17 protein-coding genes are annotated in these 20,326 nt (G+C 60.8%); 10 read left to right on the top strand and 7 right to left on the bottom strand.

Annotation, left to right across the window (positions count from 1 at the left end; genetic code table 11):
- Positions 1–11: 11 nt before the first annotated feature.
- The 3 genes from V1279_RS18650 to V1279_RS18640 form a co-directional block, all read right to left on the bottom strand.
- A complete protein-coding gene (locus tag V1279_RS18650) occupies positions 12–1,610 on the bottom strand; it encodes an arylsulfatase (protein WP_334438656.1) in 1,599 nt (532 codons plus the stop codon).
- Positions 1,611–1,708: 98 nt separating this feature from the next.
- Positions 1,709–3,382: an arylsulfatase gene (locus V1279_RS18645; protein ID WP_334438654.1), complete on the bottom strand. Its 1,674-nt coding sequence runs from the start codon at positions 3,380–3,382 to the stop codon at positions 1,709–1,711.
- A gap of 121 nt (positions 3,383–3,503) precedes the next feature.
- On the bottom strand, positions 3,504–4,433 hold the full coding sequence (locus tag V1279_RS18640; protein WP_334438652.1) for a formylglycine-generating enzyme family protein: 930 nt from the start codon (positions 4,431–4,433) through the stop codon (positions 3,504–3,506).
- Here V1279_RS18640 and V1279_RS18635 point away from each other — a divergent pair.
- From V1279_RS18635 to V1279_RS18620, 4 genes are all read left to right on the top strand, one after another.
- A complete protein-coding gene (locus V1279_RS18635) occupies positions 4,390–7,083 on the top strand; it encodes a sensor histidine kinase (RefSeq protein ID WP_334438650.1) in 2,694 nt (897 codons plus the stop codon). The genes V1279_RS18640 and V1279_RS18635 overlap by 44 nt on opposite strands.
- Complete coding sequence (locus V1279_RS18630; RefSeq protein WP_334438648.1) at positions 7,080–7,715, top strand: response regulator transcription factor; 636 nt, start codon at positions 7,080–7,082, stop codon at positions 7,713–7,715. The genes V1279_RS18635 and V1279_RS18630 overlap by 4 nt, the downstream gene beginning before the upstream one ends.
- Before the next feature lie 77 nt (positions 7,716–7,792).
- Complete coding sequence (locus V1279_RS18625; protein ID WP_334438644.1) at positions 7,793–8,188, top strand: response regulator transcription factor; 396 nt, start codon at positions 7,793–7,795, stop codon at positions 8,186–8,188.
- 115 nt (positions 8,189–8,303) lie between these two features.
- Positions 8,304–8,612, top strand: coding sequence for a hypothetical protein (locus tag V1279_RS18620; protein ID WP_334438642.1), 309 nt, complete (start codon positions 8,304–8,306; stop codon positions 8,610–8,612).
- Positions 8,613–8,847: 235 nt separating this feature from the next.
- Here V1279_RS18620 and V1279_RS18615 read toward each other — a convergent pair whose 3' ends face one another.
- Complete coding sequence (locus V1279_RS18615) at positions 8,848–9,654, bottom strand: LssY C-terminal domain-containing protein (protein ID WP_334438639.1); 807 nt, start codon at positions 9,652–9,654, stop codon at positions 8,848–8,850.
- A 669-nt stretch (positions 9,655–10,323) separates the two neighbouring features.
- Positions 10,324–12,558: a lytic transglycosylase domain-containing protein gene (locus V1279_RS18610; protein ID WP_334438637.1), complete on the bottom strand. Its 2,235-nt coding sequence runs from the start codon at positions 12,556–12,558 to the stop codon at positions 10,324–10,326.
- 291 nt (positions 12,559–12,849) lie between these two features.
- On the opposite strand from V1279_RS18610, the gene dapA reads away from it, so the two are divergent.
- The 4 genes from dapA to V1279_RS18590 all read left to right on the top strand — a co-directional run bounded on the left by dapA (position 12,850) and on the right by V1279_RS18590 (position 15,392).
- Positions 12,850–13,740, top strand: coding sequence for a 4-hydroxy-tetrahydrodipicolinate synthase (dapA, locus tag V1279_RS18605; RefSeq protein WP_334438634.1), 891 nt, complete (start codon positions 12,850–12,852; stop codon positions 13,738–13,740).
- A gap of 46 nt (positions 13,741–13,786) precedes the next feature.
- Positions 13,787–14,197 (top strand): large conductance mechanosensitive channel protein MscL, encoded by a 411-nt coding sequence (gene mscL, locus V1279_RS18600; protein ID WP_108517710.1) that lies wholly within the window; start codon positions 13,787–13,789, stop codon positions 14,195–14,197.
- A gap of 1 nt (position 14,198) precedes the next feature.
- Positions 14,199–14,672: an SsrA-binding protein SmpB gene (smpB, locus tag V1279_RS18595; protein WP_334438628.1), complete on the top strand. Its 474-nt coding sequence runs from the start codon at positions 14,199–14,201 to the stop codon at positions 14,670–14,672.
- A gap of 144 nt (positions 14,673–14,816) precedes the next feature.
- Positions 14,817–15,392 carry a peroxiredoxin gene (locus V1279_RS18590; protein ID WP_334438625.1) on the top strand — a complete coding sequence of 192 codons (576 nt, stop codon included), beginning with the start codon at positions 14,817–14,819 and terminating at the stop codon, positions 15,390–15,392.
- Positions 15,393–15,488: 96 nt separating this feature from the next.
- Here the strand turns inward: V1279_RS18590 and V1279_RS18585 are convergent, their stop codons facing one another.
- Together V1279_RS18585 and V1279_RS18580 are read right to left on the bottom strand one after the other, a co-directional pair.
- The gene (locus tag V1279_RS18585) at positions 15,489–16,139 is read right to left on the bottom strand and encodes a uracil-DNA glycosylase (RefSeq protein ID WP_334438622.1); all 651 of its coding nucleotides are present in this window, start codon (positions 16,137–16,139) and stop codon (positions 15,489–15,491) included.
- Positions 16,140–16,285: 146 nt separating this feature from the next.
- A complete protein-coding gene (locus V1279_RS18580; protein ID WP_334438619.1) occupies positions 16,286–16,915 on the bottom strand; it encodes a LabA-like NYN domain-containing protein in 630 nt (209 codons plus the stop codon).
- A gap of 355 nt (positions 16,916–17,270) precedes the next feature.
- On the opposite strand from V1279_RS18580, the gene rpoZ reads away from it, so the two are divergent.
- Positions 17,271–17,663 (top strand): DNA-directed RNA polymerase subunit omega, encoded by a 393-nt coding sequence (gene rpoZ, locus V1279_RS18575; RefSeq protein WP_024512695.1) that lies wholly within the window; start codon positions 17,271–17,273, stop codon positions 17,661–17,663.
- 291 nt (positions 17,664–17,954) lie between these two features.
- Positions 17,955–20,246 (top strand): RelA/SpoT family protein, encoded by a 2,292-nt coding sequence (locus V1279_RS18570; RefSeq protein WP_334438616.1) that lies wholly within the window; start codon positions 17,955–17,957, stop codon positions 20,244–20,246.
- The last annotated feature ends 80 nt before the right edge of the window (positions 20,247–20,326 follow it).

Here is a 20,326-nt window from a genome sequence, read left to right as displayed (position 1 = left end):
TCATGCCGAATTCAATTGCTGGACGGTGGATTCCTTAGCTTTTCCATCGCCTGTTCGACGGAGAATGAACCCGGTCTTTGTCTCGGCGGAAACTGCTGGAAACTCACCAGGTGCTGCCCCACGATTGCCTGCGCGGGAACGAGCACAAAGGCGTGCTCCACGAACCAGCGGACGTAATCGCCGGCTTCATGCTGGGCTCGCTCGAACGGGTCGGATCGGAGGTTGAACAGCGACGGCAACCGAAGTTGAATCATCGGCTGGGCCCACACGTCAAACCCATGCGCCTTCTGTTCCAGGAAGACAGCCTTCCATTGGTCGTAGCGAAGCCCGGCCAGGTTGCCGTCGTCGGTCCAGTAGAAGAATTCGCGCCGCTTGTTGGCGCCCTTGCGGGCGAGAAGGTCGCGCTGGTCGTAGCCGTCGAGGTGGACCTTGAAGTTCTTGCCACCGGCATCATAGCCCACCAGCAGCTTTGTCTTGACGTCGGGCTCGCCCGCCGCCGCGACCAGCGTCGTCGCCCAGTCCTCTGCCGAAAACACGTCGTTGATCTCGGTCCGTGCCGGCACCAGTCCGGGCCAGCGCACCATCGCCGGGACACGATAGCCACCCTCCCAGTTGGTGTTTTTCTCGCCCCGGAACGGCGTCGTGCCGCCGTCCGGCCAGGAAAATGTTTCCGCACCGTTATCGGTCGTGTAGATCACGACCGTGTTGTTGGCGATGCCGAGATCGTCGATCTTTTTCAGCAATTGTCCGACTTGCCCGTCATGCTCCACCATGCCGTCGGGATAGATACCAAGACCGGTTTTTCCCTGGGACTCAGGCTTGAGGCGAGTCCAGATGTGCATGCGGCTCGAATTGAACCACACAAAGAACGGCTTCTTGTCGCGATTTGCGCGGTCGATGAAGTCGTTCGTGGCGTTCAGAAATTCCTCGTCGATCGTCTCCATTCGTTTCTTCGTGAGCGGTCCGGTATCCTCGCACTTCTGTTTGCCCCATGGGCCGAAGCGTGGATCATCACCCGGCGTGTCGACGGTGGTCGCAACGCATTTCATGACGCCACGCGGACCAAACTGCGCCTTGAATGCAGGATTTTTCGGATAGTCCGGATGTTCCGGCTCGTCCTCGGCATTCAGATGATAGAGGTTGCCGAAGAACTCGTCGAAGCCGTGCACGGTGGGCAGGAATTCGTTGCGATCGCCAAGATGGTTCTTGCCGAACTGCCCGGTCGCGTAGCCTTGCGGCTTTAACAAGTCAGCTATGGTCGGATCTTTGGCGGACAGGCCTTCCTTTGCCGCGGGAAGACCTACTTTGAGCAGCCCGGTGCGCAAGGGACTTTGTCCGGTGATAAAAGCCGCGCGTCCGGCGGTGCAGGACTGTTGCCCATAGTAATCAGTGAATACTGCGCCTTCATTGGCAATGCGGTCGATGTTGGGCGTGCGGTAGCCCATCATACCGCGATTGTAGGCGCTGATGTTCCAGTAGCCGATGTCATCGCCCATGATGACGAGAATGTTGGGCTTCTGTTGTTGCTGGGCGCATAGCGGCGAGACCAGCGCCGTCGCGGCAGCGAGCGATGTGAGAAAACCGACACAAGCGTTCCTGACGATGCTCATGATAGGTAACCTCCCGATTCAGTCAGTGCATTCATCGCTCACCTGTCGTGGGCGGACGCCCGTGAGGGCGTCCGCTTGGTCACAGCATGCTCTCGCGGCTAGTCGCTCCCGTGCCGCCTGTTCTTGACCTGCTCCAGGATGCCAGAGAGGTTGTAGGTCTCGGGGGCCTGCAGCGGCGGGAACTTTTCGTACGACAGCAGATGTTCCATCCACAACTGCTGGCCGATCGGCAGCATGTTCCAGTCATACTGGAAGGCGGTCGCCGGGGCGCCGAGCGCACCGCCCATGCTCATGGCCGACTTCTGGTCGACGCCGACGTTCTGCTCGAAGGGATCACGCTTGATGTTCTGGACCAAGGTGAAGTGGAAGGGGATCAGCGGCATGATCCAGCCGGCCGGCCCGGGCTGCGACATGGTGTAGTACATCTTCCAGTTTTTGTAGCGCACCGCCGACGGCGTTGAACCCGAGAAATAGAAGAAGTAGTCGCGTGCCGATTTGGCCGATTTGCCTTCCAGGAAGTCACGCTGGTTGACGCCGTCCAACGTCGTCTTGACGATGCCGGGATACCGGCCCGCCTCGATCTGCTGCTTCAATTCGTTACCCTTGGGCCCGCCGCCGATGTCGGTCAGCGTGGGTACCCAGTCGAGAGCGGCGAACAACTGGTTGTGCACCGTGCCGGGTTTGATGACGCCCGGCCATTTGATTACCATCGGCGCGCGGTAGCCGCCTTCCCAGGCCTCGCCTTTCTGGCCCTTGAACGGGGTCACGCCGCCGTCCGGGAATGAGATCGCCTCGGCACCGTTGTCGGTGGTGAACACAACGATCGTATTGTTTGCCTGGCCCATGTCGTCCAGTTTCTTGAGAACGAGGCCGATGTTGTCGTCCATCTGCTTCATGCCGGCTTCGTTGGTGCCCCAGTCCTTGCCGCCGCGCTCGCCCAGCATGGCCTCGTACTTCGGCGGCAGCACGGTGACGACGTGCATGCGCGCCGGGTTATACCAGACGAAGAATGGCTTGTTGGTTTTCTTCGGGTCGTTGCGGTCGAGGAACTCGATGACCTTGGTCGAGATCTCCTCGTCCACCGTCTTCGAGCGTTCCAGCGTCAACGGGCCCTCGTCAGCGCACATCTGGTTCTTGCTCGTGCCGTCCGAGGACTTGCACGACAGGACGTTGCGCGGAGGCATGAGACATAGCGTGGTCTTCTGATCCACGGCACCGGGCACTTCCGGGATGCCGGGAATCGGCGTGTTCCTGCAAGGCGGCGCAACGGTTTGCTGGAGCGGCGTCTTGTTGATGTCGGGGAAGCTCACCCCCTGCATTGCGTCGAGGTGGTAGAGATAGCCCCAGTATTCCTGGAAGCCGTGCGCGGTCGGCAGGGCATCGGTGTGGTCGCCGAGATGGTTCTTCCCAAACTCACCCGTGTTGTACCCGAGATCGAGCAGGAATTTTGCTATCGCCGGCGTGCCGGGCCGCAGGTAGGACGGGCTTCCGGGGAGCTGTGGCGGGATCATGCCGGTGCGCAGCGGATACATGCCGGTGAAGAAGGCGTTGCGGCCGGAGGTGCAGCTTTGCATGGCCACATAGTCCGTGAACATCGCACCTTCCTGCCCGATGCGATCGATGTTGGGCGTCTCGCCGACCATCAGGCCGCGATGGTAGATACTCGGCTGCATCCAGCCGATGTCATCGCCCATGATGAAAATGATATTGGGTTTCTGAGCCGGCTGTTGGGCCGGCTGCTGTGCGCTTGCCGGCCCGGCCAGTGGCACCATAATCGCCGCGCTCAGCAGGACAGCGCATGAACGCTTAAGCAAACCACAGGACTTGCGTGGCGGCGTCGCAATAAATGGCGGCTTGGCAGCGAATATGGTACTCAACATAGCTTCGCTCTCCCTATTTGGATGCGTCAGAGGCTCCTCGCCTGATGCACCGAAAGCCAAGATGACTCGTGGAAGTATCGACTGGCTCCGCGTGTCGCGCTGCCGGCCGGTAGCGTCGGCAGTAGTTCGGCGCGCAGAGATGCGAGCCGCCTTTGATGACCTTCTGTGGAATCTTCACGTTCGTCGTTCTCGGGTCGTAGCTGTTGTCCTCGCGTCCGCCGCGCGGGTTCTGCGGGATGCAGCAGGCCTTCGCCGCATCCGCCTGATGCTTCGGTGAGTACCAGTCGGCAGTCCATTCCCAGACGTTGCCGATCATGTCGTGCAACCCATAGCCGTTGGGCGGGAATGCACTGACCGGCGAGGTGCGCTCGAAGCCATCGGCATTGGCATTCTGGCGAGGGAATTCTCCCTGCCAGGTGTTTGCCATGTGGCGGCCGGCCGGCGTGAATTCATCGCCCCACGCAAATTCGGTGTCGTCGAGCCCGCCGCGGGCTGCAAATTCCCATTCCGCTTCGGTTGGCAGATCCTTGCCAGCCCATTTCGCGTAAGCGACTGCATCGCTGAAAGCCACATGCACGACTGGATGATCGTCCAACCCACGGATGTTGCTTCCGGGTCCGTAGGGATGCCGCCACTGCGCGCCCTTGGCGAAGGTCCACCACTGGCTGAAGTCGCGGAGGTTGACCGGATGTTTGGGCGGCAAGAACATCAGCGAGCCCGCGTAGATCATATGCGGGAGCATTCCCGGATAATCCTTGGGGTCAGGTGTGATTTCGGCGACGGTGACGTGTTTGGTGGCCCTTACGAATTCCTTGAATTGCCGGTTGGTCACCGGATAGCGATCCATCCAGAAGCCATCCACCGTGACACGATGCGCCGGAGCTTCCTCCGGATAGTGCTTGTCCGATCCCATGCGAAAAGTGCCACCGGGTATCCGGATCATCCCGTCGGTTTGCGAAGCACCGACCGTGACGTCAGCTTTGAATGTGCTTGCAGGGAAAAGCGTTGTCATCTCGCGCGCTGCCTCCCGCTCGATCGCCAAATTGCGAGGGGCACGCTACGCAAGAGCCCTGTCACAGGCTATTGGACCGTGGTCCAACATCGCAGCGATCCAGCTAGCGTCACTGGGACGGACCTTCCGGCGCCTGCGCGCATGGATTGCATCGCGGCGATATTGGCCCGCTGTTTCGGTCTGCGGGAAAATCCCCGTTGATTCTACTCAGGAAATCCTGGACGACCGGGGCAGGATATCCCTCCAAAAACGTGCTAAGGTTGCAAGCCGGCAACGTCTAGCCGCGCGGGCAGATTACGAAGTTTGTAAATTTACGATTGTAGCGTTTTTGAGTGGCGGCCGTTTCAGTATGACGACGACGCGCATTGTCGTGTGGAGCATCGGACTCCTTCTTTTGCTCGCGGGGGAAGCCCGCGCTGCGGAGCGTGCGCGCGTTCTTATGCTTCACGCCTTCAACTACTCATTTCCCGCCACCAGCGTGATCGCGGAGGCCGCGCGCAAGCGGCTGGTCGAGCACTCGAAATCGGTTGAGATCGATGCGGAGTTTCTCGACCTCGCTCGAAATACCGACGCGGCCCATTCGCGGCAAATGGCGACGTATATTCGCGACAAGTACGGGAAGCATCCGCCGGATTTGATGATCACGCTCGGCAGCAACGCGTTGCCATTTGTCGTCAAGCACCAAGACCTGCTTCCCGATGTCCCGATCGTCTTTGCATCTATTTCGCCACAGACCTATGCCGCGTTGCGATTGCCACCGAGGACGACCGGGATCATCACTGCGTTCGATCTGGCGAAGACGCTTTCGCTCGCGGAGCAGCTCCAGCCGGATGCTAACAGATTGTTTATCATCGCCGGAAGCGGCGAGACCGATCGGCGTTGGCAACCGATAGCTCGCAAGATGATCGAGGAGCGCGGCGGCAAATTCGAGACGACATTCCTGTTCGAACTTCCATACTCAGAACTCGTCGCTGAACTGTCGAAGGTGCCTAATGATGCGATCGTGATCCTTCTGACGGTTTTTGCTGACGCCGAAGGCAAGACCTTCGTCCCTGCGCAGGTTGCCGCCGATTTGTCCGCGCTGTCACCAGCGCCGATTTACGGGCCTTACGATACGTTTATCGGCAGGGGCGCCGTCGGCGGCTTTGTTGAGACGTTCGAATCGGTCGGCGTTGCGGCGGCGGAATTGGCGATCGAAATCATGAATGGCGCGGATCCTGCTACGCTCGCGCCCCGAACAAACCCGGCGCAGCACTACCGCGTCGATCACCGGGCAATGCAACGCTGGAATCTGAAGGAGACAAATCTACCTCCCGACACCCTCGTTCTGTTCAAAAAGCCGACGATCTGGGATGAGTATCGCGGCACCGTTCTTGCGGCACTTTTCGTCCTCGGCGTACAAACAACAATTGTGGGCGCCTTGCTGATTCAGCGGCGCAGGAGACAGCGCGCCGAAGACCTGCTTAAGGATAGCGAGGAGCGGATGACCTTTGCCGCCGCTGCGGCAAACATCGGCCTCTGGCAGTTTGACCGGAATACCGATGAATTGTGGGTTACCGAACATGGCAGGGCGCTGTTCGGGATCCCGCGTGATGCACCGCTCACCCGAGAGGCATTCCTTGCCGCTGTTCACCCGGATGATCTCGAAACCGCAAGCCATTCGCTCCGGAGGTCCTTCAGGACGGAGCGGTCCGCGGCCAGCGACGTACGAATTATCCTGCCGAGCGGTGAGACTCGCTGGATCCGCATGCGCGCCCGGTCCTATGCGGAGAGCAAAGGCGAGCCAAAGCAACTAGGGGGCATTTTCGTCGACATCACCGACCAGAAATCGGCCGAGGCTGAGACTGCATTGCAACGTCTGGAAATCGAGCACCTGATGCGGGTATCGGTCCTCGGCGAACTATCCGGCTCAATTGCGCACGAGGTCAACCAACCTCTCACTGCGATCCTGTCAAATGCGCAAGCGGCCCTCCACCTCTTGGCGCATGATTCGCCGGATCTCGCCGAAATTCGCGACGCCCTTGAGGATATTGTTCATGAAGATAGTAGGGCTGGCGAAGTCATCCACCGTCTCCGCGGCCTTCTCAGGAAGGGCGAGCGCAAGATGGAAAACGTCAACATCAATGACCTTGTCAGATCGACCGTCAGCTTGCTGCATAGCGAGCTGGTCGGCCGCGACATCAGCGTCAGGCTTGATCTGGAAAACAAGATGCTTCTGACGCGGGGCGATTCTGTTCAGCTGCAGCAAGTTCTGCTCAATCTTGTCATGAATGCGATGGATGCTATGGCCTCGACCCCCACGGCCCAACGGTCTATCTTGATCTCGACCCGAGGTGCGAAAGCCGGAATGATAGACGTGCTCGTGAAGGATCGGGGGCACGGCATCCGTCCCAAGGAAAATGGCCGGCTGTTCGAACCGTTCTACACCACCAAGGACCAAGGCCTTGGCCTGGGTCTGACCCTTTGTTCGACGATCATAAAGGCGCATCAGGGAAAGCTGACCCTGGTCAACGGTGAAGGCGGGGGCGCCGTTGCAGGATTTTCGTTACCCGCCCGGCAAACTGCAGTCAGTTCTGTATGACAGGCATGTTCACAGTTTACCTCGTTGACGATGACCCCGGAGTCCTCAAGTCGTTGTCGCGACTGCTCCGCGCCAAGGGTTATGACGTCAAGCCATATTCTTCGCCGCAGATATTCCTCGAGGAGCATGACGAGGCGATTCCCGGATGCGCCGTACTCGATGTTTCGATGCCAAATCTTGATGGTCTGGAGATTCAGGATGTGTTGACCACCGCCATTGGCTCGCATCGTCCCGTCGTGTTCGTTACCGGCAAAGGCGACATTCCCACCAGCGTACGTGCCATGAAAGGCGGGGCGATCGATTTCCTGACCAAGCCGGTAAAGGACCAGGATTTGTTCGAAGCGCTATCCCGCGCTGAAGCCGTGGACGCTGAGTTGCGCCGGCTTCATTCCGAACTGGAATTGATGCGAGCGAAGGTAAGGACCTTGACGCCACGCGAACGCGAGGTGCTTACGCATGTCGTGGCAGGGCGGCTCAACAAGCAGATTGCCAGCGAGCTGGGTACGGTCGAAAAGACCATCAAGGTCCACCGCAGCCGGATGATGGAGAAACTTGGCATTCGAACTGTCGCCGACCTGGTGCGGATGGCCGAGAAGCTCAACCTGTCGAAACAGGAAAAGCGCTCCTATTGACCCAAGGGCCAACTCGACGGCGCAGGGCGCAGCGGCAATAGTGTTCCATGGCGGAAGCTCCCCCATGGATTGCAGTTGTGGACGACGATCCGGCCGTGCTCAAGGCCTTGAGCCGGTTGCTGCGTTCGCACGCTTTTCATGCGCAGACTTACGGATCGGCACAGGAGTTTCTCGCGGCGTTGCCTGCCGGGCTTCCCGTGTGCCTGATTGTCGATCTTCAGATGCCGGAGATGAACGGCTTGGAGCTTCAACAGCATCTCATAAGCAGCGGCACAAAAATTCCGACAATTCTCATCACCGCGCATGCTGAGGCTGCGCTGCAGGAAGCATCGGATGAAGGTACGCTTGTAGCCAGCCTTCGGAAACCTTTGCAGGAGGAAGCCTTGTTCTCGGCTATCAAAAAGGCAATTGGCAGTTCCCGGAATGCTGAGTTGAAACCGGGTGCGCCGCCTCTTTACGAAAAAGACATCTAGGCCGATGGTAACCTAAAGGCCCGGTCACATGAATGAAGCTGTGACTTGAGATTTTGGCTGAAGTGTCGCCTCTACGGCGTCTTTGAGCGGAGCACGAGCAGAGAAGGAGCAGGGTATGCCAATTTCAATTTTCCCGATCATTGTTAGTACTCAACTCGTCGTCGCGGTGGCCGATCGGCTCCCCGCGTTTGACATCGCCCGAAGTTGCAAATTGGATGTGGCGGCGACAACCGGGCTTTCAGTTGATCAGTCCGTCAAGAGCTGCGTGAACGATGAAAACAAGGCACGGCAACAGTTAGCGAGTCGATGGCCCAAATTCTCGGCCTCCAGCAAGGCCCAATGCATTCCGCAGGAAAGTATTGGCGGTACACCAAGCTATGTGAGCCTGTTGACGTGTCTGCAAATGGATTTGTGGTCCCGATGACCGGCAGGCAGCGGCGCATATGGGGTGCGAGCTTATCGAGCAAGGATGCCGGGAAGTTTAGTCATGTTCAAACACCCTATTGCGCTGGCGGCTTGTCGCGGTTGCGGCGCTCAGTGAAGATGAAACCGGACTCATGCTCGGCGAATGTCGGCTTGCGGAAGAGTGGACGAGGGCAGGGCTGGTTGGTTCGACGCTGATGCCAAAGGGTATTTTCGCCTCGACCGAAAATGGAAGGTTACTTCGATAGCCCCAGGGAAGTGCTCCAGGAAAACACCTTGTCCTTCATTTGAATCAAGGCGGGTGCTGGAAGAACCTTGGCGGGCGCTGCAGCTTTCTCGTTACTCGCAACCAGTTTCGCTACCCGTATCTCGCCATCCGTATAGTAGGGATCGCCTTCGCCGTTGCGACCATTGAAGGTAGGACCGATTCCCCGGATCTGATACATGCCTAGCACCATCCGGGCATTGTCCAGTTCCGCCATCAAGCGATCGCGTTCCTGGTCGATATTTGGTGCGATCTTGTGTGTAACTTGCCCAGTATCACGGCTCAGGGTCACGCCACTGTCGAAGCTCGCCGATCCGAGCCAAACAGGACTGCCGTCAGCGCCGCTTTGCAAAACCAACCATAGTCGGACATGCTGCCGACGATCCGCACTGGTTCCTGCCGGCTTTTCGAATGCCAAATCCTCACGCCGTCCGTCAAAATAAAGCGGACTGACGGGAGCGCTCTTGTAGGAACGATTCAATAGAACGCTCCCGATGATTTCGAGGCTGGTGCGCAAGGTCACCGGATCGGCCGGATACCACCCGGCCGCATGGAATGCGGAGACCACATCTTCCTGGGTTCCGATTAGGCCGACGTTGATTGCGTCGCCTGGTATTCCCTGAGCCGTCGAAGTCACCATTGCCCGCTTTGACACACCGGGCTCATGTTCGATCCGGGCCCATGTTGCGGGCAATATCAGGTAGCTGACAAATAGATAGATTGAGATCACGGCTCCAAGTAGCCAAGAAAAGCGGGACCAGTGGGGCGATAGCTTCATTGAGATGGTTCTCCGATAAACCGATATCGGGCTTCGAAGCAATCATTCCGGAGGCGGCCCGATTGGAGTTGGGCCATCGTTGCCGGTCGATGTCTGCGGAGAGGGGCGTCGCCGTGTCGGTGCCCAGGGAGACACCGCCTGCCGTGACTGTAGTGCTTGCTGCCGGCATGCTTTCAACATCCAATCTCGACCGTATGCTGAACCCCGCAAAAAGGATCATGTACCAGATCCCCAATCCAAAGATGGATAACTGCCGGCGGTATCGTTCGGCGGGGTAGATGCGGATTTAGGGTGCCGGCACTTACCACCAGCCCCAGCTTGTATTTTTGGCACGCAAATGCCCTCGCTTCGTCCTCCGTAAAAAACGTTTCGCTCCGCCGCGAAGACCGTCGTGCAGCCGCTCTCGTTTCTGACTTCGGAGATTCAAACGAGACGTACCAGGTTTTGCGAGTTTCAAACGACATGGAAGGCCTTTGACGCCACTCCGATCGGATCATGCGGTCGCGCGCGTAACGGTGCTGGATTTGCCGCCCGCTACAGTCGGGAATGATCGATGTTACCTGACCGTTCGTCGATTGGCCCAAAGGGCAATGACGTCCCGGACTCAAACATGATAGCCGCGCTGAGGTGCGATTAGGCCGAATAGAAGGACAATGCGCGCTGGGAAAGCTATTCGACGCTGGCGCCGCGATGCAGGTCGGCTTCGATCTGAAGCTTGCTCCCGCCGCCGAACCGCGTGCGATAGACCTGCAGGTTCTCCATGATCCGCTGCACGTAGTTCCGCGTCTCCGAGAACGGGATCTGCTCGACCCAATCGACCGCGTCGACCTTGGGATCGCGCGGATCGCCGTAACGCTCGATCCATTTCTTGACGCTGCCGCGGCCGGCGTTGTAGCCGGCGAAGGTCAGGATGTAGGAGCCGCGGTAGTCTTCGAGCAGCCCGCCGAGTTCGGCGGCGCCAAGCATGGCGTTGTAGACCGAGTCGGTCTTCATCCGGTTGAGGTCGAAACTGACGCCGGCCCGTTTGCAGACATAGCGACCGGCGTCCGGCGTCACCTGCATCAGCCCGTAGGCCTGGGCCGGTGAGACCACGGCCGGATTGAAGGCGCTTTCCTGCCGCGCGATCGAATAGATGACGCTCGGCTCGACCTCGGGCCCGATCTGCTTGAACGACGGGATGCCGGTGACGGGATAGGCGTAAACGTCGAACGGCAGGCCGCGGTTGAGCGCGGCCTTGCCGAGCAGCAGCATGCCGCGGGCGTCGCGGTAGCGCGAGGTGAGTTCGCCCAGGCCCACGAGGGCATCGGGATCGCCGTTCTCGCCCATGTCGCCGAAGATCGGAAGCGCGAGTTCGCGTTCGTCGAGCTCATACAGCAGTTGCACGGCGCGCACGATCTCCAGCCGTTCGACGCTGCGGCCGCGGCCGCTCGGGGCGCCGTTCAAATCGAGCTGCGGCAATCCAAGCTTGGCGCGCGCCAACTGGCCGTAATAACTGGTCGATTGCTCGGCGGCGCGGCCATAGGCGGCGCGGGCCTCCTGCGCGCGCCCCGCCGCTTCCGCGGCGCGGCCCTGCCAATAGCCTGCGCGAGCCAGCGCGGTTGGATTGGCGCTGCCGACGCCGATGCGCGCGAAATGCTGCGCAGCGACCGCCGGATCTTTCAGGAAGCGCAGCGCGATCCAGCCCGCGGTGAATTCCTGCTCGGTCTTGTAGATGTCGCGCGACGGAAGCGCTGCGTCCCGCGCAATCAGGTAGGCGGTGCGATGTTCGCCGACATCGAGCATCTTGCGCGCCAAGAGGCGCCGCTCGATCCACCATTCGTTGAGATTGTGCAGACGGTTCGGGTCTTTCGGCACGCCCAGCATGAGCTGCGCGGCCTCCTGGAATTTATCTGCGCGGCGGAGCAGCTGGATCTTCGCGAACACGTAGCCGGGGTCGCCGTGCAATTCGTGCGGCACGGCGTCGAGCAGGGTTTTGGCGTTGGAGGATTTCTTGTTGGCGGCAATGCGCGCCTTGGCTAGCGCGACATGGCCTGAACCGAGCCGCTTGGCAGCGCGCATGCCGCCGGCTTCCTGCTCGGTGCTATACAGCAGCGTGTCCATCCGCGCCTTGTGGTCGCCCGCCGTCAGCAAGGCGCCGAACATATCGAGGGCCGCGTTCTCGGTGTCTTCCGACAGGCCATCATGGCGCCAGGCCTCGCGGACCAGCCGTTCGGCATTGGCGCGGTCGCCACGCGCAAGCATGGCCTTCGCCAGCGCAAACTTGCCCTTGGCCGAAATCGGCGATTCGTTTCCGAACCAGGACCAGACGGTCGCGTCGTCGCGACGGTCGTCCCAAATGGCGGCCTCGATGCGCCGGCGCAGGAAGGTCTGCGACGGCCAGCTCGGATTGGCCGAGACAAACGCACGGTAGCGCTCGACCGAGGCGCTATTGTTGTCGCTGCGCAGGATCAGCCATTCCGCAAGCTTGCGGGCGACCGGATCCGATACCGCCGCCTGCGCCTGGGTGGCATCCCCAGGCTTCTGCTTGCGCACCAGCTCGATGACGTTTTCCAGCGCGTCCTTGTCGGCCTGTGACGTCGAGGACGTCGCGGCTACCACTGCCGGTGCCACATGCTTGCGCGGAGGCGGCAGGGCTGCGTGCTGGCGCGTGGCCGGGGCCAGCAGCGGCGGTGCTGGTGCCGGCGCCGCGGGGGCAGGGGCCGCCGCCGCCGGGGTATGGGCGGTGGGCGCGCTGTGTGCCGTGGACTTTGGAACGACGTTGCGGGCGATCGGCCGCGGCTTCGGCAGGGGAACTTTTGGCTTGGCCCAGGCTTCCAAGGGGAAGGCAGTCAGCCCGACCGCCAGCGCCAGGCCCGTGGCCAGTGCGGTCGATCGCAGTGCGGCGGCGCGGGCGGGAAGGGTCACGGCTTTCCTTTGCGGCGGCGAATCATTCAATCGCCCGAGCCTTTGGTCTATTTTGATGGAATATGTGGACAAAATACTAAAAACGTCGCGGCCGATCCTGTTTGCGCCATCACCGCGGCAAAATCGCGGCTATCGGCTCCTGAGCAAGGCTGATACCGGCCAGCCCAAGAAAGAGCGTCGAAACAAAGCGCTAGCGCCATACGGCACGGCCCTTTCGCCCGATCGCCAGACCCGATATGAATTGAAATCCAGTTTCGGTGGTGCCGTTTCTTAAGCGTTTGGAGGAAATCCATGGCAGCCAAGACAAAATTCCGGGGATCGTTCACCGCCTTGGTCACGCCATTCAAGAACGGCTCGCTCGACGAGGCGGCCTTCCGCGGCCTGGTGAACTGGCAGATCACTGAGGGCACCCACGGCCTGGTGCCCGTCGGCACCACCGGCGAAAGCCCCACCTTGAGCCATGACGAGCACAAGCGCGTCGTCGAATGGTGCATTGACGAAGCCAACGGGCGGGCGCCCGTCATCGCGGGCGCGGGCTCCAATTCGACCAAGGAGGCCGTCGAGCTCGCCGAGCATGCGGAGAAGGCAGGCGCGGACGCCGTGCTGGTGGTGACGCCCTATTACAACAAGCCGACCCAGGAAGGCATGTACCAGCACTTCAAGGCGATCAACGACGCGATCGGGATTCCGATCATCATCTACAACATCCCCGGCCGTTCGGTGATCGACATGTCGGTCGAGACGATGACGCGGCTGTTCGAACTGAAGAACATCGCCGGCGTGAAGGATGCAACTGCCAGCATGGTGCGGGTGTCGCAGCAGCGCGCGGCGATGGGCGAGGACTTCAACCAATTGTCGGGCGAGGACGCCACTATCCTCGGCTACATGGCGCATGGCGGCCATGGCTGCATCTCGGTCACATCAAACGTCGCGCCGCGGCTGTGCTCGGAATTCCACCTGGCATGGCAGAAGGGCGATCACGCCACCGCGCTCAAGCTGCATGACAAGCTGATGCCGCTGCACAACAACCTCTTCATCGAAAGCAATCCGGCGCCGGTTAAATACGCGCTCTCTCTGCTCGGCAAGATCGACGAGAAGCTGCGCCTGCCGATGGTGCCGGTGTCGGAGCCGACGCGCGTTGCCGTGCGCAGCGCGATGGTGCATGCCGGCCTGATCAATTAAGGGGGGACGACTCGCTTCGCCTGAAGAACGAAGAGGGAAGGCCAACATGCTGAAGGAATTCCGCGAATTCGCGATGAAGGGTAACGTCGTCGACCTCGCCGTCGGCGTCATCATCGGTGCGGCCTTCGGCGCCATCGTGACTTCGCTGGTCGGCGATGTGATCATGCCGATCATCGGCGCGATCACCGGCGGTCTCGATTTCTCCAACTATTTCACGCCGCTGTCGAAGGCGGTGACTGCCAACAATCTTGCCGATGCTAAAAAGCAGGGCGCGGTATTGGCTTGGGGCAGTTTCCTCACGCTGACGCTGAACTTCCTCATCATCGCGTTCGTGCTGTTCGTGGTCATTCGCGCCATGAACAAGCTCAAACGCAAGGATGAAGCTGGGCCCGCGCCGAAGCTGACCAGGCAGGAAGAATTGCTGACCGAGATCCGCGATCTCCTCAAGAAGGGCTAACGTGGCTGAGAAGAACGAGCGCCCGATCAAGGTTGTCGCCGAAAACCGCAAGGCCCGGTTCAACTACGCGATCGAGGACACCGTCGAGGCCGGCATTGCGCTGACCGGCACGGAAGTGAAGTCGATCCGCAACGGCAAGACAACGATTGCCGAATCTTATGCGGATTCCAAGGACGGCGAGATCTGGCTGATCAATGCCAATATTCCGGAATATCTGCAGGCCAACCGCTTCAACCATGAGCCGAAACGGCCACGCAAGCTGCTGCTGCACCGAAAGCAGATCAACAAGCTGATGGGCGCGGTCGATCGCGAAGGCATGACGCTGATTCCGCTAAAACTCTATTTCAACGAGCGCGGCCGCGCCAAGCTGCTGCTGGCGATCGCCAAGGGCAAGAAGCTGCACGACAAGCGCGAGACCGAAAAGAAGCGCGATTGGGGCCGGGAAAAAGGCCGCCTGATGCGGGCGCGGGGATGATGGTTCGTAGGATGGGTAGAGCGCAGCGAAACCCATCATGACGATCGCGGATCAGTGCTTGTGGTTGATGGGTATCGCTTCGCTCCACCCATCCTACGGCACGTCGCTTGGCTCGCAAATGACGGCGGATGGAGGATGAAGGCGATGAACCAGAAGAACCTGCTCGAAGTCGACTGGAGCAAGATCCCGGCGCCGACCGACGATGGCGCGGCGGCGCATCTGGTCGGCATGACGATCCCGCCGCTCGCGCTGCTGGCCACCGACGATAATTCGGTGACGCTGGCTGCGCTTTCCGGCCGCACGGTCGTGTTCGCCTACCCCCGCACCGGCGAGCCCGGCAAGATCAGTCTCGTTGACGATTGGGACATGATCCCTGGTGCGCGCGGCTGCACACCGCAGACGTGCTCGTTCCGCGACCTGTTTGCCGAGCTGAAAGCCGCCGGCGCCAAACACGTGTTCGGCCTGTCGACGCAGGATAACGTCTACCAGACCGAGATGGCGTCACGGCTGCACTTGCCGTTCCCGGTTTTGTCGGATGAGAAGCTGGCACTGGCCCGCGCGCTCAAGCTGCCGACCATGCAGGTGGCCGGACTGACGCTGATCAAGCGGCTGGCGCTGATCGTCGATGACGGGCGCATCCGACACGTGTTCTATCCGGTGTTTCCGCCCGACCGAAACGCCGCCGATGTGCTGGCGTGGCTGAGGGAGAATCCGGTGTAATCGTCATTGCGAGCGAAGTGAAGCAATCCAGAAATAGTGCAACAGGCAGCATCTCTGGATTACTTCGTCGCTGACGCTCCTCGCATTGACGTTTGATTATCCTAGATCCTTTCGCACCTTCGCAAACACGTTGCGAAACATGTCCGGCGTCAGCACCCGCGTATTGGTGTTGTAGCGCGAGCAGTGATAGCTGTCGTAAAGCCTGATGGCGCCTGCGCTATGTACGGCACCGTGCGCAAAGGGGGCGGCGCCATTGCGCAGGCGGAGTGCCTTCAATGTCGATTCATGGGCGATCCGCCCGAGCGCCACGATCGCGCGAAGCCTCGGCATGGTCGCAATCGTCGCGGCCAGGAATTGCCGGCAGGTGTTGATCTCGACGGGCAACGGCTTGTTCTGCGGCGGCACGCAGCGCACCGCGTTGCTGATCCGGCAATCGACCAGCTTCAGCCCGTCGTCCGGACGTGCCTGATAGACGCCTTTGGCAAAGCCGTATTCGAGCAAGGTCGCATATAGCAGGTCGCCGGCGTAGTCGCCGGTGAACGGACGTCCGGTGCGGTTGGCGCCCTGCAGGCCCGGCGCCAACCCGACAATCAACAGTTGTGCATTGGAAGCGCCGAATGAGGCAACCGGCGAGTTGTGCCAACCCGGCTCGCGCGCGCGCGCCTGCGCGCGAAATGCAGCCAGCCTCGGGCAGAGCGGACAGTTGCGGTCGGGTTCGGCAGCGGTAGGGGCGGGGAGGCTAGCCATGTGTCCAAAGCGTTTCGAGCGAAAGCCAGCCACGGACCTAGATCCGGGATCGATACTGGGGTCGCGTCAAGAAAGCGCGCGAAAAACAAAAAGCCCCGGTTCTGTTTCAATCAGAACCGAGGCTCTAGCAGTGTACTGGCTCATTCTCAATCGTCGAATTCGTCCTCGCCGCCCCGCGGCGCCACCGTGGTCGCGCGCTGCAGGAATTGCGGGGCGTGATGACGCGGTTCGCGCGGGGCAGGGCGCTCCGAAGGATCGCGGCCCAGTTTTGATTGCAGCTCGACGAGGTCGGTGAAGACGTCGGCCTGGCGGCGCAGTTCGTCGGCGATCATCGGCGGCTGGCTCGAAATGGTCGAAACGACCGTGACGCGAACGCCGCGGCGCTGCACCGCTTCGACCAGCGAGCGGAAATCGCCGTCGCCCGAGAACAGCACGATCTGGTCGACATGCTCGGCGAGTTCCATGGCATCGACGGCGAGTTCGATGTCCATGTTGCCCTTCACCTTGCGCCGGCCGGAAGCGTCGATGAATTCCTTGGTCGCCTTGGTGACGACGGTGTAGCCGTTGTAGTCGAGCCAATCGATCAGCGGACGGATCGAGGAGTATTCTTGATCCTCGATGATCGCCGTGTAGTAGAACGCACGCAACAGCGTCCCTCGGCTCTGAAATTCCTTGAGAAGGCGCTTGTAATCGATGTCGAAGCCGAGCGTCTTGGCCGTTGCATAGAGGTTGGCGCCGTCAATAAAGAGCGCAATCTTGTTGGAAGCGGGTGACATCAAATGGTTCTCACGTTGTTGTTAGCTTTTCTAGCGCAGCGGCCATCGACCGCGCGCACTTTCCAGGTCTGTTGCCTAAAGTTCGGTGAATCGTGCCCCACGACAGTCACCACTGCAATTATGGTGAGGCGAGGGCGAAAAACCTATACTTTTGACAGTGCAATGAAGAGATTTACTTGTCCTGTACGGCAACCCTGCCGCGTCTGGACGCTCCGGCCCATTCTGGCCCCGAAGCTGGGGTATCAGAGCCCATTAGGAAGGCAAATCACAAATTTAGTCTTGCGAAGCAGCCTCCGGCCCTATAACTAGCCCCTAATACCGACATATTTGGCCCCATTTAACGGAGCGACAGTCTATGGCGCGCGTCACCGTGGAAGATTGCATTGACAAGGTCGACAACCGGTTCGACCTGGTGTTGCTGGCAGCACATCGCGCCCGTATGATCTCGTCCGGGTCTCAACTCACGGTTGATCGCGACAACGACAAAAACCCGGTCGTTTCGCTGCGGGAAATCGCCGATTCCACTATTTCCCCGGAAGACCTGCGCGAGGAACTGGTTCATTCCCTGCAGAAATTCGTCGAGGTCGACGAGCCAGAGCCCGATACCGTGCCTTTGATCGGCTCGGCCGGCGCCAGCGTCGATGCCGACGACACCGAGGTTGCGGTCGAGCGCATGACCGAGGAAGAGCTCCTCAAGGGTCTGGAAGGCTTGGCGCCGCCGGAAGAGCAGCCCGAAGAGGACGAGTAATCCGGAACCTTCCGGTCCGTCCCGAACTCCCGATCTGCCAAAGGCCCGGACGTCAGTCCGGGCCTTTGCTTTTGTTGACATTTTTGCGGTTACAATGCGTCCTTGGCCGGCGCGGCCGAAAACGGCTGACTCGCGGGGCCGATGGGCCATCGGGTTGGGCGTTGGATGGCCGCAGGCCCAAGCGAAATTGAACCGTATCGCGGCCGCGCGGCGTGCATCGCCGTTCGAAAACGCATTACATACGTAACGGCGGGGACCCGTCCGGGTCTGGTGGAAGAAGGTAATGATGTGATGGCGTATTGGCGCCGCAACTCCCGGCAAATGCAGGCCGCGACCGGTCAGGTCGCGGTCGCGCCGACGTCGCCGGTGGCGGAAAAGCCCAAATCGCCGCGCTCGCGCATGATGCGGCAATACGACCTGGTCGAGCGCGTCAGGTCGTATAATCCCGATACCGACGAAGACCTGCTCAATCGCGCCTATGTCTACGCCATGAAGGCGCACGGCACGCAAACGCGCGCGTCCGGCGATCCCTACTTCTCGCATCCGCTCGAAGTCGCGGCGATCCTGACCAACCTCAAGCTCGATGACGCCACCATCGTTGCGGCGCTGCTGCACGACACCATCGAGGATACCGAGGCGACGCGCGCCGAGATCGACAACATCTTCGGCCACGAGATCGGCGCGCTGGTCGAAGGGCTCACCAAGCTGAAGCGGCTGGAGCTGGTCTCGCGCGAAGCCAAGCAGGCCGAGAACCTGCGCAAGCTTTTGCTGGCGATCGCCGACGACGTCCGCGTCCTTCTGATCAAGCTCGCCGATCGCCTGCACAACATGCGCACGCTGGAATTCGTGCCGCACGCCTCGCGCCGCCGCATCGCCGAGGAGACGCTGGACATCTATGCGCCGCTCGCCGGCCGCATGGGCATGCAGGAGATGCGCGAGGAACTCGAGGACCTCTCGTTCCATACGCTCGATCCGGAAGCCTATGCGGTGGTGATGCAGCGGCTGGACGCGCTGGCCGAGCGCAATCGCAACCTGATCGGCGAGATCGAAAGCCAGCTCTCCAAAAACTTGCAGAAGAACGGCATCACCGCGCGCGTCTATGGCCGCCGCAAGCAGCCGTTTTCGATCTGGACCAAGATGGAGCGCAAATCGGTCGGCTTCGAACAATTGTCCGACATCTTCGGCTTCCGCGTCGTGATGCCGGATGTCGAAGCCTGTTACCGCGCGCTCGGCGTGGTGCACACCACCTGGCCGGTGGTGCCCGGCCGGTTCAAGGACTATATCTCGACGCCGAAGCAGAACGACTACCGTTCGATCCACACCACCGTGATCGGTCCCGGCAACCAGCGCGTCGAGTTGCAGATCCGCACCGAGGAAATGAACCAGATCGCCGAATTCGGCATCGCCGCGCACGCGTTCTACAAGGACGGCATGGGCTCACCGACCGAGCGGCTCAAGCACGAATCCAACGCCTTTGCCTGGCTCCGCCACACCGTCGGCATCCTCTCCGAAAGCGCCAATCCGGAAGAGTTTCTGGAGCACACCAAGCTCGAGCTGTTCCACGACCAGGTGTTCTGCTTCACCCCGAAGGGCAAGCTGATCGCGCTGCCGCGCCAGGCCAATGTGATCGACTTCGCCTATGCCGTGCATACCGATGTCGGCAACTCGGCGGTCGGCTGCAAGATCAACGGCAAGTTCGCACCGCTGTCATCCGAGCTGCAGAACGGCGACGAGGTCGAGGTTCTGACCTCGGTCGCCCAGTCGGCGCCGCCCTCGGCCTGGGAATCGCTTGCGGTCACCGGCAAGGCCCGCGCCGCGATCCGGCGCGCGACCCGCACCGCGGTACGCGATCAATATGCGGGCCTCGGCCGCCGCATCATCGATCGCCTGTTTGCCCGCGCCAAGATCGAATACGCCGACGACAAGCTGAAGGGCGCTCTGCCCCGGCTGGCGCGCGCCTCGATCGAGGACGTGATGGCCTCCGTCGGGCGCGGCGAGCTGAAGGCCTCCGACGTCGCCCGCGCCATGTATCCGGACTACAAGGAAGAGCGGATGGTGCGCTACGGGGCCAAGAAGAGCCTCGCGGTCAAACTGAAGCTGAAATCGCCGCCGCATCCGGCGCGCAGCACGTCCGTCATCCCGGTGCGCGGCATCAATTCCGATCTGCCGGTGAAGTTCGCGCCGAACGGCGGCGCCGTGCCGGGCGACCGCATCGTCGGCATCGTGACGCCGGGCGAAGGGATCACGATCTATCCGATCCAGTCGCCGGCGCTGAAGGATTTCGAGGAGGAGCCGGAGCGCTGGCTGGACGTGCGCTGGGATATCGATGAGACCATGCCGCAACGTTTTCCGGCGCGGATCCTGGTGCATAACGTCAACGAGCCCGGCAGCCTCGCCCAGGTTGCCACCGTGATCGCCGAGCATGACGGCAATATCGACAATATCAGCATGTCGCGCCGCTCGCCTGACTTCACCGAGCTGACGATCGATCTCGAGGTCTATGACCTCAAGCATCTCAGTGCAATTATCGCCCAATTGCGCGCCAAGGCGGTCGTGGCCAAGGTCGAGCGCGTCAATGGGTAACTGATCTGTCGTTGCCGGGCTTGACCCGGCAACCCATCTTTTCAAGAAGATGGATGCGCGGGTCGAGCCCGCGCATGACA

Origin of the sequence: Bradyrhizobium sp. AZCC 1610 (genome assembly GCF_036924515.1) — a bacterium.
GTDB lineage: Bacteria > Pseudomonadota > Alphaproteobacteria > Rhizobiales > Xanthobacteraceae > Bradyrhizobium.
The sequence above is the reverse complement of the archived record's forward strand: the minus strand, read 5'-3'. Positions and strand labels throughout refer to the sequence as shown.